17 protein-coding genes are annotated in these 13,493 nt (G+C 37.5%); 14 read left to right on the forward strand and 3 right to left on the reverse strand.

From position 1 onward, the window contains the following. Window positions 1-104: 104 nt before the first annotated feature. From mnmL to RT41_RS09490, 3 genes are all read left to right on the forward strand, one after another. Entirely contained in the window at window positions 105-1,046 is a 942-nt protein-coding gene (gene mnmL, locus RT41_RS09480; protein WP_054640016.1) for a tRNA modification radical SAM protein MnmL/YtqA, read from the forward strand. Between the two features lie 35 nt (window positions 1,047-1,081). Beyond that, a complete protein-coding gene (mnmM, locus tag RT41_RS09485; protein WP_054640015.1) occupies window positions 1,082-1,621 on the forward strand; it encodes a tRNA 5-(aminomethyl)-2-thiouridylate-methyltransferase MnmM in 540 nt (179 codons plus the stop codon). Window positions 1,622-1,729: 108 nt separating this feature from the next. Continuing rightward, window positions 1,730-2,617 carry a GRP family sugar transporter gene (locus tag RT41_RS09490; RefSeq protein WP_096819131.1) on the forward strand — a complete coding sequence of 296 codons (888 nt, stop codon included), beginning with the start codon at window positions 1,730-1,732 and terminating at the stop codon, window positions 2,615-2,617. 26 nt (window positions 2,618-2,643) lie between these two features. Here the strand turns inward: RT41_RS09490 and RT41_RS09495 are convergent, their stop codons facing one another. After that, window positions 2,644-3,933, reverse strand: a complete 1,290-nt coding sequence (locus RT41_RS09495) for a serine hydrolase (protein ID WP_096819133.1) — start codon at window positions 3,931-3,933, stop codon at window positions 2,644-2,646. Between the two features lie 334 nt (window positions 3,934-4,267). On the opposite strand from RT41_RS09495, the gene rpsL reads away from it, so the two are divergent. The 5 genes from rpsL (at window position 4,268) to RT41_RS09520 (ending at window position 9,124) form a co-directional block, all read left to right on the forward strand. Beyond that, window positions 4,268-4,681: a 30S ribosomal protein S12 gene (gene rpsL / locus RT41_RS09500; protein ID WP_096819148.1), complete on the forward strand. Its 414-nt coding sequence runs from the start codon at window positions 4,268-4,270 to the stop codon at window positions 4,679-4,681. An 18-nt stretch (window positions 4,682-4,699) separates the two neighbouring features. Continuing rightward, complete coding sequence (rpsG, locus tag RT41_RS09505) at window positions 4,700-5,167, forward strand: 30S ribosomal protein S7 (RefSeq protein WP_054640014.1); 468 nt, start codon at window positions 4,700-4,702, stop codon at window positions 5,165-5,167. A gap of 305 nt (window positions 5,168-5,472) precedes the next feature. After that, window positions 5,473-7,611, forward strand: a complete 2,139-nt coding sequence (fusA, locus tag RT41_RS09510; RefSeq protein WP_054640013.1) for an elongation factor G — start codon at window positions 5,473-5,475, stop codon at window positions 7,609-7,611. 144 nt (window positions 7,612-7,755) lie between these two features. Then, a complete protein-coding gene (gene purR / locus RT41_RS09515) occupies window positions 7,756-8,580 on the forward strand; it encodes a pur operon repressor (RefSeq protein ID WP_096819135.1) in 825 nt (274 codons plus the stop codon). Between the two features lie 55 nt (window positions 8,581-8,635). Next, window positions 8,636-9,124, forward strand: coding sequence for a DUF2127 domain-containing protein (locus RT41_RS09520; RefSeq protein WP_054640038.1), 489 nt, complete (start codon window positions 8,636-8,638; stop codon window positions 9,122-9,124). Between the two features lie 26 nt (window positions 9,125-9,150). Here the strand turns inward: RT41_RS09520 and lepB are convergent, their stop codons facing one another. After that, window positions 9,151-9,780, reverse strand: a complete 630-nt coding sequence (lepB, locus tag RT41_RS09525; RefSeq protein WP_096819137.1) for a signal peptidase I — start codon at window positions 9,778-9,780, stop codon at window positions 9,151-9,153. An 11-nt stretch (window positions 9,781-9,791) separates the two neighbouring features. Continuing rightward, a complete protein-coding gene (gene rnhC / locus RT41_RS09530; protein WP_096819140.1) occupies window positions 9,792-10,676 on the reverse strand; it encodes a ribonuclease HIII in 885 nt (294 codons plus the stop codon). Window positions 10,677-10,860: 184 nt separating this feature from the next. Here rnhC and rplM point away from each other — a divergent pair, with 184 nt between their 5' ends. The 6 genes from rplM (at window position 10,861) to RT41_RS09560 (ending at window position 13,459) form a co-directional block, all read left to right on the forward strand. After that, on the forward strand, window positions 10,861-11,307 hold the full coding sequence (rplM, locus tag RT41_RS09535) for a 50S ribosomal protein L13 (protein ID WP_096819142.1): 447 nt from the start codon (window positions 10,861-10,863) through the stop codon (window positions 11,305-11,307). Window positions 11,308-11,324: 17 nt separating this feature from the next. Further along, window positions 11,325-11,717, forward strand: coding sequence for a 30S ribosomal protein S9 (gene rpsI, locus RT41_RS09540; protein WP_054640037.1), 393 nt, complete (start codon window positions 11,325-11,327; stop codon window positions 11,715-11,717). Between the two features lie 197 nt (window positions 11,718-11,914). Further along, window positions 11,915-12,157, forward strand: coding sequence for a GlsB/YeaQ/YmgE family stress response membrane protein (locus RT41_RS09545; protein ID WP_054640036.1), 243 nt, complete (start codon window positions 11,915-11,917; stop codon window positions 12,155-12,157). A 30-nt stretch (window positions 12,158-12,187) separates the two neighbouring features. Beyond that, complete coding sequence (amaP, locus tag RT41_RS09550; RefSeq protein ID WP_054640035.1) at window positions 12,188-12,748, forward strand: alkaline shock response membrane anchor protein AmaP; 561 nt, start codon at window positions 12,188-12,190, stop codon at window positions 12,746-12,748. Window positions 12,749-12,761: 13 nt separating this feature from the next. Continuing rightward, complete coding sequence (locus tag RT41_RS09555) at window positions 12,762-12,947, forward strand: DUF2273 domain-containing protein (RefSeq protein ID WP_096819144.1); 186 nt, start codon at window positions 12,762-12,764, stop codon at window positions 12,945-12,947. Between the two features lie 14 nt (window positions 12,948-12,961). Beyond that, window positions 12,962-13,459 (forward strand): Asp23/Gls24 family envelope stress response protein, encoded by a 498-nt coding sequence (locus tag RT41_RS09560; RefSeq protein WP_096819146.1) that lies wholly within the window; start codon window positions 12,962-12,964, stop codon window positions 13,457-13,459. Window positions 13,460-13,493: the final 34 nt, after the last annotated feature.

Raw genomic sequence — 13,493 nt, forward strand, 5'->3', positions numbered from 1 at the left:
GTCAGTTCGAGTCTGACAACCGCAGCTATTTTTAGAGACCAGAGGGTCTCTTTTTTGTTATAATTAGGTATAGTTTTTAACTAAAGATAGCAAGGGATATTCTTATGAATAAACGTTATACGACGTGGAATGAATATTTAAGAAATAATTTTGGAGAAAAGATCTTCAAAGTACCAATTGATGCAGGATTTGATTGTCCAAATCGTGATGGTACGGTTGCTCATGGCGGCTGCACATTTTGTACAGTTTCTGGTTCTGGAGATATGATTGTTGCGCCTGATCAACCTATCGGCGTTCAATTTCAGAAAGAAATCGAAGTTTTTCATCGGAAATGGCCAGGGGTAAAAAAATACATTGTTTATTTCCAAAACTTTACGAATACACATGCGCCTGTGGAGGTGTTGCGGGAGCGGTTTGAGGAGGCGGTGAATCAGCCTGATGTGATTGGTATTTCAATAGGGACACGGCCAGATTGTTTGCCTGATGATGTGGTAGCGTATTTGGCGGAGCTGAATGAGCGGATGGAGGTTTGGATTGATTTAGGCTTGCAAACGACATTTGAGGAGACTTCAGATTTAATTAACCGTGCCCATGATTATCCAACTTATGTGGATGCCGTGGAGCGTTTGCGGGTACATGGGATTAAGGTGTGTACGCATTTAATTAATGGGCTTCCGGGTGAAACTTTTGAAATGATGCATGAAAATGTACGACGAATGGTATTGGATTCAGATATTCAAGGAGTTAAGTTGCATCTTTTGCATTTGATGAAAAACACACGCCTTCAACGTGATTATCATGAGGGACGGTTACAGTTATTGTCTCAAGAAGATTATGTAAACGTCATTTGTGATCAGTTAGAGATGATACCTAAGGAAATTGTAATCCATCGTTTGACAGGAGATGCCCCTCGAGATTTAATTATCGGACCGATGTGGTCTTTAAAGAAATGGGAAGTATTAAACTCCATAGATAGAGAAATGGAGCGTCGTGGGTCATTTCAAGGGTGTAAAGATGTTCGTCAATATGAAAAAGTGAATTTTTAAATCGAATTGAAATTAGGAAAGATGGAATTAATTTAATGATTAAGCCCCAAGAAGTAGCTCATGAATTATTAAGTGAAGTGATTGAAGTGGATGATGTTGTCGTTGATGCGACAATGGGAAATGGTCACGATACACTTTTTCTAGCAAAATTATCAAACCATGTTTATGCGTTTGATGTACAAGAGCAGGCGATAGAATCGACAAGAAAAAGATTGAGCCAGGCTGGTAAAAGAGCCCATTTAATATTGGATGGACATGAAAATGTGGCTAACTATGTTAAAGGAAATATTAAAGCAGCAGTTTTTAATTTAGGATATTTACCCCAAGCTGATAAGTCAATCATTACGCTTCCGGATACTACTTTAAGGGCTTTGTCAGCGCTGACAGATAAATTAATCAAAGGTGGGAGAATAGCAATTATGCTCTATTATGGGCATCCTGGCGGTCGAGAAGAAAAGGATCGAATAACAAAGTGGGTCACAGCCCTCCCTCAACAAGACTGGCATGTTTATGCTTATGGTGCATTAAACCAAGTTCATACACCGCCACAACTTATTATTATTGAAAAGCGGTAGTTGTTCATTAACTAAATCTAATTTAATTCATGTATTAAAAATAGATTTGCTTTTTGTTAAAAATACTGTAAAATAGGAAAGTACGTTAATAATTAGAAAAGGTGGGTTATGCAGGGGATATTATATGCATTAGTTCCTATGATTGCATGGGGATCTATCGGATTTGTTTCAAATAAGATTGGTGGAAGTGCCAAACAACAAACTTTGGGAATGACTTTGGGTGCATTTGTATTTGCTCTGATTGTCTTTTTGATTCGCCAGCCTCACCTGACAGTTCCCATTTTCACAATTGGCTTTATTGCTGGTGTTTTATGGTCGGTGGGTCAGAGTGGACAATTCCATTCGATGAAATACATGGGCGTTTCTGTTGCCTCACCATTATCTTCAGGTTTTCAATTAGTCTTAGGAGGCTTAATCGGAGCAATTGTTTTCCATGAATGGACGCAACAAATTCAATTTGTCCTCGGCTTTTTGGCAATGCTATTGTTAATGATTGGTTTTTATTTTTCATCTAAGCAAGATCCTGAAAATGTTCAGAAAAAACCTGCTAGTCATATGACAAAAGGTTTAATCGCATTAAGTTATTCAACGATTGGTTATGTGGTCTACGTTATCTTGCTCAACAATTTATCTGGATTATGGTTTAATATTCACTTTGATACTTTGACAATCATTTTACCAATGTCAATAGGAATGATTTTTGGCGCAGTTTTACTCGCAGGCGGTAAAATTAAAATTGAAACGGTAGTATTCAAAAATATGTTTGTCGGTTTCATGTGGGGAATTGGTAATGTCTTCATGTTGTTGGCAGCTGCAACAGCTGGGAATGCAATAGCTTTCTCATTCTCCCAATTAGGAGTTATTATTTCGACATTTTGTGGAATTCTTTTCCTAGGTGAAAAGAAAACTAAAAAAGAATTGCGTTATATTTTTATAGGCACTATTTTATTCATCATTGGAGCAATTTTGCTTGCTTATGTTAAATCTAGAGGATAGAAAAAACCGGAATTTAATCCGGTTTTTTATAGTTTTTCGTTCACAAAATTTACGAAATGATTCCATATCACAACAAGGGGAATTGAACGATCCACATTAGTAGCAGCTACAAGTAGAAATGTAGCCTGTGATGCACCGGGAATATATCCTAGGCTGTCCTTAAAACTTGTTTTTACAGAGACTAGATGCTCTCCTTCTTTCACAGGTGCCTCGGTGGTGTCTTTTTTATTTTTGTCAGTGCTGACCGTTAAATTTTTCGTTTCTGGCGTACCATCAGTTTTCATTGGGACAACGGGAGCTATATCAGTTTCTGAAATTAGCTTAACAGCATTTTTTTTACCATCAACGATGCCAAATGTTTTAAAATCGGGATAAACATTTCCTTTTTTAACTAAAGTATTTGTTGTCCAACTTCCATAAACGTGATTCATCAGCGTGTTTGTCAAATTAAACGCTGTACTATTGTCTGTTGCAGGATTGTTAGCCTCCAAGATAACTGTGATGATCCGGAATCCATTTTGTAAGGTGGTTGCTGCGAAACAATTGATTTGGTAACCAGTAGAACCTGTTTTGAGACCGTCGACACCGTTTCGATACTGTGGGAAACCTTTTAACATTTGATTGGTCGTTTGCATAGTTGCTTTAGAAGAACCATTGGCATCAAAAGTGAGACTCACTTGCTTTGTAATATCAAGAATTTGAGGATAATCCTTAAGGATGTGATAAGAGACAACGGCAACATCTTCAGCGCTCATCGTATTTGAAGCATCCACGGACGAATTGGGGTAGATATTCTTACCTAAAACACTGTTTGGAAGACCAGATGAGTTATAAATTTTAGCATCCGTAATATCCCACGCTTTGAGTTGTGCGTTCATCATGTCAACAAACTTAGGTTCACTTCCTGCAATATGTTCCGCTAAAGCCACAGCAGCTGAATTCGCTGATGGGAGCATTAATGCATTCATTAAGTCTTTAACGCTGATTGTCTCACCTTTTGTCATTTTGACATTACTTGCAGCCGAATTTAAAGTCAAATCATAAGCATAGGTTGAAATTGGTACCTTTGTGTCCCAACTTAATTTTCCTTCGCTAATTTTTTGATAAACAATGTAAGCTGTGATCAGTTTTGTTATTGAAGCTATTTGTGTACTAGAGTCAGTTGCGTTTTGGGCATATAAAATTTTACCACTAGAAGCATCAATGGCGATGGCCGACTTCGCAGCTACGGAAAAACTATCAGCACTGACGATTCTTCCTTGAAAAAATGGGAAAATCAGACAGAGACTAATTATCGGTATCAATATTTTTTTCATGCAATAATTATACCAAAAAAGACAGGTAAATCCTAATAAGTCAGGAATTATTGTGTATATTGATGATAACAAGACAATAATAGGAAAAATAATCCAAAAGAATTTAAATAAGGCATTGACTTGACAATTTTCCATCGTTATGATAAGATAGTTAATGGTACTTTTTACTTTGGACTCTCAGGAGAACTTGTTAAAGTTGCTAAACTTCTTGTCAGAACTTGGATTAAGCGACCATATACTGACAACCCAATTTAAAAATAAACGAAAGGAATGCTTTCATATTTTTCACCGCTTCACGTTTAAACGTGGAAAAATTTGTAAAGCAGACGAAAAAATGCCTACAATTAACCAATTAGTACGCACAGGCCGTCATGACAAAGTTACTAAATCTAAGTCACCAGCCTTGAACGTTGGCTACAACAGCCGCAAAAAAGTCCAAACTAACCTTTCTTCACCACAAAAACGTGGTGTTGCAACTCGTGTTGGTACAATGACACCTAAGAAACCAAACTCAGCGCTTCGTAAATTCGCTCGTGTACGTCTTTCTAACTTGATGGAAGTTACAGCTTACATCCCAGGTATCGGACACAACCTCCAAGAACACAGTGTTGTTCTTCTTCGCGGTGGTCGTGTAAAAGACCTTCCAGGGGTACGTTACCACATCGTTCGTGGTGCAATGGATACCGCTGGTGTTGCTAACCGTAAACAAAGCCGTTCTAAATACGGTGCCAAAAAACCAAAAGCTTAAGAAGGGAGATAAGTAAGAATGCGTAAAAATCGTGCCCCAAAACGTGAAGTTTTGGCAGATCCAATGTACAACTCAGTAGTAGTAACTCGTCTTATCAACCGTGTTATGCTTGATGGTAAACGTGGAGTTTCAGCTCAAATCGTTTACGGAGCCTTCAAACAAATTGAAGAAGCTACTGGAAATAATCCACTCGAAGTTTTCGAAACAGCTATGGAAAATATCATGCCTGTCCTCGAAGTTCGTGCTCGTCGTGTCGGTGGTTCTAACTACCAAGTCCCAGTTGAAGTTCGTCCAGAACGTCGTACAACTCTTGGACTTCGTTGGTTGGTAACAATCGCTCGTAACCGTGGAGAACACACTATGCAAGACCGTCTTGCAAAAGAAATTATGGATGCAGCTAATAACACAGGTGCAGCAGTCAAGAAACGTGAAGATACTCACAAAATGGCTGAAGCTAACCGTGCATTCGCTCACTTCCGTTGGTAAAATCGTTTTTGCAGTACAGTTTCTCCGTCAAGAGCATCCTGATGACCAACAGGTCATTTCGAAAATTTCTGCCTTGAACCTGTTCAGCAAACCCAATTTTATGGTATTTCAAATTTGTATAAGTGCAAAGGTGAAATACAACTAACGATGTTTGAAAAAACGTAACATTACCGGGCTAGGGCTCCTCGCCCACCCGGTTTTATTTTAGTTTTATTATTAAGAGTATTATTAATGCGAAGTAAAACTAAAAAATGTTAGAATAGAACTGAGAAAAACTCATTTTAAATAAAAAATAGGAGACAAAAATGGCTCGCGAATTTTCCCTCGAAAATACTCGTAATATCGGTATCATGGCTCACGTCGATGCTGGTAAAACAACAACTACTGAACGTGTCCTTTACTATACTGGTAAAATTCACAAAATCGGTGAAACTCACGAAGGCGCTTCACAAATGGACTGGATGAAGCAAGAACAAGACCGTGGTATTACTATCACTTCAGCCGCTACAACAGCGTTCTGGAAAGGTAACCGCGTCAACATTATTGACACACCAGGTCACGTGGACTTCACAATTGAAGTACAACGTTCACTTCGTGTTCTTGATGGTGCTGTAACCGTTCTTGACTCACAATCAGGTGTTGAACCTCAAACTGAAACTGTTTGGCGTCAAGCGACTGAATACCATGTTCCACGTATTGTTTTTGCTAACAAAATGGATAAAATTGGTGCGGATTTCTTCTACTCACTTTCAACTTTGGGAGATCGTTTGGGAGCTAATGCTCACCCAATTCAAATTCCAATCGGGGCAGAAGATAACTTCATCGGTATCATTGACTTGGTAACAATGAAATCTGAAATCTACACGAATGACCTCGGTACAGATATCAAAGAAACTGTTGTTGGTTCAGACGAATTTAATGCAGAATTGGCTTCATTGGACTTTGATGCAGCAGAATATGTTGCTAAAGCAAATGAATGGCGTGAAAAATTAATCGAAGCGATTGCTGAACTTGATGATGAAATCATGGAAAAATACTTCGCTGGTGAAGAAATTCCTGAAGATGTACTCAAAGCAGCTATCCGTAAAGCAACAATCAATGTTGAATTCTACCCAATGCTTGCAGGATCTGCCTTCAAGAACAAGGGTGTTCAAATGATGCTTGATGCTGTTATTGACTACCTCCCAAGCCCAGTTGATATCGCTCACGTTAAAGGGATTAACCCAAATACAGACGAAGTTGAAGAACGTCCAACAGACGATGACGAACCATTTGCTGCCTTGGCCTTCAAAGTTATGACAGACCCATTCGTTGGTCGTTTGACATTCTTCCGTGTATACTCAGGTGTCCTTGAAGCTGGTTCATACGTTATGAACACATCTAAAGGTAAACGTGAACGTATCGGACGTATTCTTCAAATGCATGCCAATACACGTACTGAAATTCAAGAAGTTTATGCCGGTGATATCGCAGCAGCTGTTGGTTTAAAAAATACAACCACTGGTGATACTTTATCAGATGAAACAAATGAAATTGTTTTGGAACGTATTGAAGTTCCAGATCCAGTTATCCAACTTTCAGTTGAACCTAAGACTAAAGCTGACCAAGCTAAAATGTCTACAGCCCTTATTAAATTAGCTGAAGAAGACCCAACATTTAAAGTTGAAACAAATGAAGAAACTGGACAAATCATTATCGCTGGTATGGGTGAACTCCACTTGGACGTTCTTGTAACTCGTATGCGTGATGAATTCAATGTTGAGTGTAACGTTGGTGCTCCAGAAGTTTCATATCGTGAAACTTTCCGTGCTCCATCTACATCAGCACGTGGATTCTTCAAACGCCAATCAGGTGGTAAAGGTCAATACGGTGACGTTTGGATTGAATTTACACCTAACGAAGAAGGAAAAGGCTTTGAATTCGAAGACGCTATCGTTGGTGGTGTCGTTCCTCGTGAATTTATCCCTTCAGTTGAAAAAGGTTTGGCTAAAGCTATGGCAAACGGTGTCCTTGCTGGATACCCACTTGTTGACGTTAAAGCAAAACTTTACGATGGTTCATATCATGATGTCGATTCATCTGATACAGCCTTCCAAGTTGCTGCTAGTCTTGCTTTGAAAGAAGCTGCTAAACATGCTGATGCTGTTATCATGGAACCAATGATGAAAGTTACTATCACTGCTCCTGAAGATAACCTCGGCGATATCATGGGTCACGTTACTGCTCGTCGTGGACAAGTTAACTCAATGGAAGCACACGGTAAAAACCAAATCGTAAATGCCTTCATCCCATTGTCACAAATGTTTGGTTATGCTACAACACTTCGTTCAGCTACACAAGGCCGTGGTACATTTATGATGGTATTTGACCACTATTCAGATGTTCCAAAATCAATCCAAGAAGAAATCGTAGCTAAAAATGGCCGCGGTCACTCAGAAGATTAATCAATAAAAAATAAAATTGCTCATAAAGATAAAGAGAAGTTGTCAATAATGGCAGCTTCTTTTTTTTAAAATAAACTTTTAGGGTTGAATGTTCGGAAATGGTCTGTTATAATTGGCGTATCAAATAAAAATGTGGTGATAAATATGAAAAGAAACGAACGTTTAGTTGATTTTACGAACTATTTAATCAATCATCCTAATAAAATGCTAAATTTGAATAAATTAAGCAAACGATACGAAGTTGCAAAATCGTCTATTTCGGAGGACCTTGTTTTTATTAAGCATGTTTTTGAAGATCAGGGTGTTGGGATCGTTGAAACGTTTCCTGGAAGTCTAGGTGGTGTACGCTTTACTCCCTATATCACAGATAAAATGTCGCAAGAGATGAGTGAGCAGTTGGCCAAATTATTGAGTGAAGAGAACCGTATTTTACCTGGTGGCTATATTTATCTCTCAGATATTCTTGGAACACCAAGCAATTTGAAAAAGATCGGTCAAATTATTGCCCATGAATATAAAGATAAACAAATTGATGTCATCATGACAATTGCAACGAAGGGGATTCCGATTGCACAATCAGTAGCTGAAATTTTAGATGTACCTTTCGTCATCGTTCGACGCGACCAAAAAGTCACTGAAGGAGCAACGTTGAATGTAAATTATATGTCGGGTTCAAGCAGTCGTGTCGAAAATATGACTCTTTCAAAACGTAGTTTGTCAATCGGTCAGAGTGTCCTGATTGTTGATGATTTCATGAAGGGGGCTGGTACAATCAATGGAATGAAGAGTTTAGTCTATGAATTTGATTGTTTCTTGGCTGGTGTTGCTGTTTTTCTTGAAGGTCCTTTTAAAGGCGATCGCTTAGTGAAAGAGTACAAATCAATTTTACGAGTGGATTCTATCGATATTGCCAATCGATCCATTGATGTCAAACTTGGAAACATATTTGAAAATCAGCCTAAAGACTGAGAAATTAAATACATTATAGAGATATAATTAACAAACAACAAGATTGCGAGGTTTAATGAAGATTAATAAAAATAACGAAGCGCATATTGTTGATGTAAGTTTCGATATAGCCCTTATTTTAAAAAGCTTATTTGCAATTGGTGAAGTAGTGGGAGGGATTGCTCTATTCTTTCTTACACCAACGCGGTTAAATTCAATTATTTCATGGTTAACTCAAGGGGAAATTCAGGAAAGTCCACACGATTATGTGGTAGGATTGATTCTCAAATTTGGCAGTAACTTTACCGTTAACACTCAGTTTTTGCTAGCTTTTTACCTTTTGTCACATGGGGTGATAAAATTGGTTACCTTATTTTTACTTTGGAAAAAGATACTGTGGGCTTATCCACTTTCAATTATTGTATTTGTGGGATTCATAGTCTACCAGCTTACAGAATATGCACATACGCACTCAATATTTATGATTTTTGTAACCGTAATTGATGTCATTATGATTATTCTAACCATACTTGAGTATCGTAATATAAAAACACAAAGAAAATAAAAAAGCTGTCCGTAAGGACAGCTTTTTTATTTCATTAATCCAATTTTTGTCAGTGGCCAGATTCTTAGTTTGGCTTCACCGATAATGTCACTACGTGTGAATGCTCCAACAACACGACTGTCCCTTGAGACAATTCTATTATCGCCCATCAAGAAATATTCACCTTTTGGAACAGTTACTTGAAAAGTTGGATTTCCTGTGTTTGTATCAGTTGTAAAAGCCTGTGCATTTTGTGCAAGGTCAACAAAATTGTTTCGATCAGCTGCTGAAAGTGAAGACGTCAAAGGATAGGCTTGGTATGTCTTTTCAAGCTTTCCATCGGCCAGCTGAGATTTGAAATCAGCTAAATAAGGCTCACTATATTTTTTACCATTGATTGTCAATTGGTCTTTGTCGAACTTGATTATATCGCCAGGCATTCCAATCACACGTTTGACAATATTTTTTGTTGAGCCATTGTCAGTTTCTTTGGCAACGACGATATCAAATCGTTCTATTTTTGTTGTCTTCACAATAATTAGCCGCTCTTTATCGGCCAATGTTGGGTCCATCGAATGTCCATCGACAACGACGACATCCCAAACAAAAATACGAGTCAGTAGCGCGACAATAATAATGGCAATGAATAAGCCCCATTCTTTAATAAAAGCTTTCATATCTTCAAAATTCACTTTCTATTTTTTACAAGTTGAATTGCTTTCTGAGTATTTGCAAAATGGAGTTTGGCATATTTATCAAGTATCTGCTCACCATTTTTAACAATAAGTTCAGCTGCAATCTGGTCTGATTTATTACCAGCTCCACTCGGTAACTTTAGCCCAGCTAGAACTGAGAGTTCATCTAAATGGTCTAGAAACGAGGCGCGTGCGATGACGGAGCTAGCAGCCACTGCCAAAAATTGATCTTCAGCTTTTGGTAAAAGCGTGACTGTTGATGAAACTTGATTCTTCTCTTTCACTACATATTTTTCATAATTAGCCTTCGTAGTAAATGCATCTATAATAATATTTTCAATAGGAGAATTAATTTTCTTTTCTAATAAATATATTGCTTGGTTATGTAATGCGACCTTAATACTGACAGCGTTATATCCTTTTTCGATAACTTCATTATATTTATGAGGAGAAACAGATAAAGCAACATGATGCAAATTTTTTCTAATTTCGGGTGCAATTTGCCTTATTTTCTCATCGGTCAACTTTTTAGAATCAGCGACTCCTAATCGATGAAGTAGATCAACTTTGTCAGCGGTGACAAAAGTCGCCACGACTTCTAAGCTACCAAAATAAGAACCATTCCCAACTTCATCAGTCCCAATACAATTTATTTGTTGGTGCGAAACAACTTGTGCTTGATAGCCGAATTCTTTTGCGACTTGTTCGGCACCGCTCCCTTGAAAAACGACTTTACCAGATGAATAAACGCTGATAGAAACCCCATTTACCTTTGCTAAAAAGCGAATGTATTGATTTTTAGACGTGCTCTGTTTTAAACTAAATTTCTTCATTAATTGTTGAATTGTTTTTTCATCTAAATTGAGTACGATATTCATGGAATCATTTTATCATAAAAAAAGATAATAATAAAATAATAACTTGACAAACACAGAAATATTATGGTATCATGGAAGACGGTATTGTTTACCCCATTTTTGTGGCCCCGGAAACCCAAAAATACCTTGCGACTAAGGAATGGTCGTATGTAAACAAATTCTAGTAAAAGGAAAATAAACCAAAATGATGAAAACTACTTTCATGGCTAACGCTCAAAACGTTGACCGTAAATGGTATGTCGTTGACGCTACAGATGTTCCTCTTGGACGTCTTTCAGCTGTAGTAGCTAGCGTACTTCGCGGAAAGAACAAACCAACATATACACCTCACACTGATACAGGTGACTTCGTAATTGTTGTTAATGCTGATAAAGTTAAATTAACTGGTAAAAAAGCAACAGACAAAATTTATTACAAACACAGCCTTTACCCTGGCGGATTGAAATCAATCACTGCTGGTGAACTCCGTGAGAAAAATGCTGCAAAATTGATTGAAAAATCAGTTAAAGGAATGCTTCCACACAACACACTCGGACGTGCTCAAGGCATGAAACTTAAAGTGTTTGTTGGTGCAGAACATACTCATGCAGCTCAAAAACCTGAAGTCCTTGACATCACAGGTTTGATTTAATTAGGAGGAAACGTAAAATGGCACAAGTACAATATGCCGGCACTGGCCGTCGTAAAAACTCAGTAGCACGTGTACGTCTCGTACCTGGTACTGGTAAAATCACTGTAAATAATCGCGATGTAGAAAATTACATTCCACTTGCTGATATGCGTTTGGTTATCAACCAACCATTTGCAGCTACACAAACTGAAGGTGCTTACGATACACTCGTAAACGTTAATGGTGGTGGTGTATCTGGTCAAGCGGGAGCAATCCGTCATGGTATCTCTCGTGCATTGCTTGAAGTAGATCCTGATTTCCGTGGAGCATTGAAACGCGCTGGTCTTTTGACTCGTGATGCTCGTATGGTTGAACGTAAAAAACCAGGTCTCAAAAAGGCCCGTAAAGCAAGCCAATTCTCAAAACGTTAATCAATCGATTATCAAAATACGAATTTTCAAACAATCTCTATCGGAGGTTGTTTTTTTGTTAAAATATATATCTATAATATTAAATATATTAAGAAAATAAACTATATTTTGGATTTTAAGTAATGAATTTGTTATATTGTAGGGGTAAACGTAATGAATCAAGGCGAGTCTTTGATTATCGGAAAGGTGGTATACACATGATTTGGTCAATAATCGTAGGTGCACTGATCGGAGTAGTTGCAGGTGCATTAACAAAGCAAGGCGGCTCAATGGGCTGGATTGCTAATATTCTAGCGGGACTTGTGGGCTCATTTGTGGGACAAGCATTACTTGGATCTTGGGGGCCAAGTCTTGCTGGAATGGCATTGATTCCTTCAATAGTAGGGGCGATCATCGTTGTTTTAGTTGTTTCGTTTTTCTTAGGACGGCTCAATAAATAAAGTAATAACTAATTTTAGAAGGGAGAAAACTTGTCAATAAGTAAGAAAGTGATACTAATTCTTCTTAACATAATTTTCCTAACTGTATTCATATTCGTCCTTTACGCTAACGAAACCAGCTTTGGCTTTAACTGGAGACTGAAACAAATGAATAACTCAAAGTGGATGAGTTCATTTATTTCTCAGTATTTCTTTGTTGCTTCCACACTATTAGCGATTATTACAATCCTTGCAATTCTGGTGATTATTTTCTATCCCAGAACCTACACAGCAATTCTGCTAAAAGATGAAAAAGGAAGACTTAATATTAATCAGTCGTCAATAGAAGGTTTTGTGAAAGAAATCATTTTGAATGATGGATATATGAAAAATCCCAAAATTTTTGTAAAAGTATATAAAAATAAAATGAGAATTCAAGTAAAAGGGGAAATTATCCCACGCGTACAAGTCGTTGAAAAAACAGAAGTTCTTAATCAGGAAGTTAAAGATGGGCTAAGAGAATTCTTTGGGCTAAATCACAAAGTAAATTTGCAGGTGGATGTCACTGCCTTGAGCGAAAGAGACAGGCAAAAAAGCCTACGTGTAATCTAAGGAAAGGAGCATAATGGAAATTATAGACAGATATAAATACCCAATAATAGGGGGAGTATCTGGATTCGTTCTCGCGGTGTGCTTCTTTAGCATTGGTTTTTGGAAAACAATCCTCTTGCTCTTACTCGTTGTGTTAGGCGTACTTATAGGGATATATCTACAAAAGACAGATATTATAAAGCAATTCTTAAAAAAATAGATTGGAGATAAATTATGACAGAAAAAGCTGAAATTACAAAAAATAGTGAAGTTCAAGGCAAACTTGTTTACGAAGATAAAGTTATTCAAAAAATTGTCGGTCTCGCCTTAGAATCAGTTGACGGGTTGTTGGCGGTTGATGGTGGTTTCTTTTCAAATTTAACAGACAAATTGATAAACACAGACAATGTTACATCAGGTGTAGCTGTTGAAGTAGGACAAAAACAAGTAGCTGTAGATTTGAAAATTGTAGCTGAATATCGAAAAAATATCCCTAAAATTTATGAAGAAATCAAGAAAATAATTAGTGACGAAGTTGCAAAAATGACAGATTTGGATGTTGTTGAAGTCAATGTTGATGTGATCGATGTCAAAACACGCGAACAACAAAAAGCTGATGAAACAAGCCTTCAAGATCGCGTTAGTCAAACGGCACAAGACACAAGTAAATTAGCCGCTAACCAATATTCAAGAACAAAAGAAAGAATTGAAGACAATTCGAGAGTAGAATAATATAACAGTCAGATAAAAAATTCTCCTAAAGGGA

The sequence above is a fragment of the Lactococcus fujiensis JCM 16395 genome, from assembly GCF_002441655.1.
Lineage (GTDB): Bacteria > Bacillota > Bacilli > Lactobacillales > Streptococcaceae > Lactococcus > Lactococcus fujiensis.

Bases quoted from the DNA above. Each gene is read 5' to 3' on its own strand.
- mnmL (WP_054640016.1), top strand. From the start codon at position 105: ATGAATAAACGTTATACGACGTGGAATGAATATTTAAGAAATAATTTT.
- rnhC (WP_096819140.1), bottom strand. From the start codon at position 10,676: ATGAATATCGTACTCAATTTAGATGAAAAAACAATTCAACAATTAATG.
- RT41_RS09545 (WP_054640036.1), top strand. From the start codon at position 11,915: ATGATTTGGTCAATAATCGTAGGTGCACTGATCGGAGTAGTTGCAGGT.
- rpsL (WP_096819148.1), top strand. From the start codon at position 4,268: ATGCCTACAATTAACCAATTAGTACGCACAGGCCGTCATGACAAAGTT.
- rplM (WP_096819142.1), top strand. From the start codon at position 10,861: ATGATGAAAACTACTTTCATGGCTAACGCTCAAAACGTTGACCGTAAA.
- RT41_RS09495 (WP_096819133.1), bottom strand. From the start codon at position 3,933: ATGAAAAAAATATTGATACCGATAATTAGTCTCTGTCTGATTTTCCCA.
- RT41_RS09520 (WP_054640038.1), top strand. From the start codon at position 8,636: ATGAAGATTAATAAAAATAACGAAGCGCATATTGTTGATGTAAGTTTC.
- rpsI (WP_054640037.1), top strand. From the start codon at position 11,325: ATGGCACAAGTACAATATGCCGGCACTGGCCGTCGTAAAAACTCAGTA.
- RT41_RS09490 (WP_096819131.1), top strand. From the start codon at position 1,730: ATGCAGGGGATATTATATGCATTAGTTCCTATGATTGCATGGGGATCT.
- rpsG (WP_054640014.1), top strand. From the start codon at position 4,700: ATGCGTAAAAATCGTGCCCCAAAACGTGAAGTTTTGGCAGATCCAATG.
- RT41_RS09555 (WP_096819144.1), top strand. From the start codon at position 12,762: ATGGAAATTATAGACAGATATAAATACCCAATAATAGGGGGAGTATCT.
- RT41_RS09560 (WP_096819146.1), top strand. From the start codon at position 12,962: ATGACAGAAAAAGCTGAAATTACAAAAAATAGTGAAGTTCAAGGCAAA.
- purR (WP_096819135.1), top strand. From the start codon at position 7,756: ATGAAAAGAAACGAACGTTTAGTTGATTTTACGAACTATTTAATCAAT.
- lepB (WP_096819137.1), bottom strand. From the start codon at position 9,780: ATGAAAGCTTTTATTAAAGAATGGGGCTTATTCATTGCCATTATTATT.
- fusA (WP_054640013.1), top strand. From the start codon at position 5,473: ATGGCTCGCGAATTTTCCCTCGAAAATACTCGTAATATCGGTATCATG.
- mnmM (WP_054640015.1), top strand. From the start codon at position 1,082: ATGATTAAGCCCCAAGAAGTAGCTCATGAATTATTAAGTGAAGTGATT.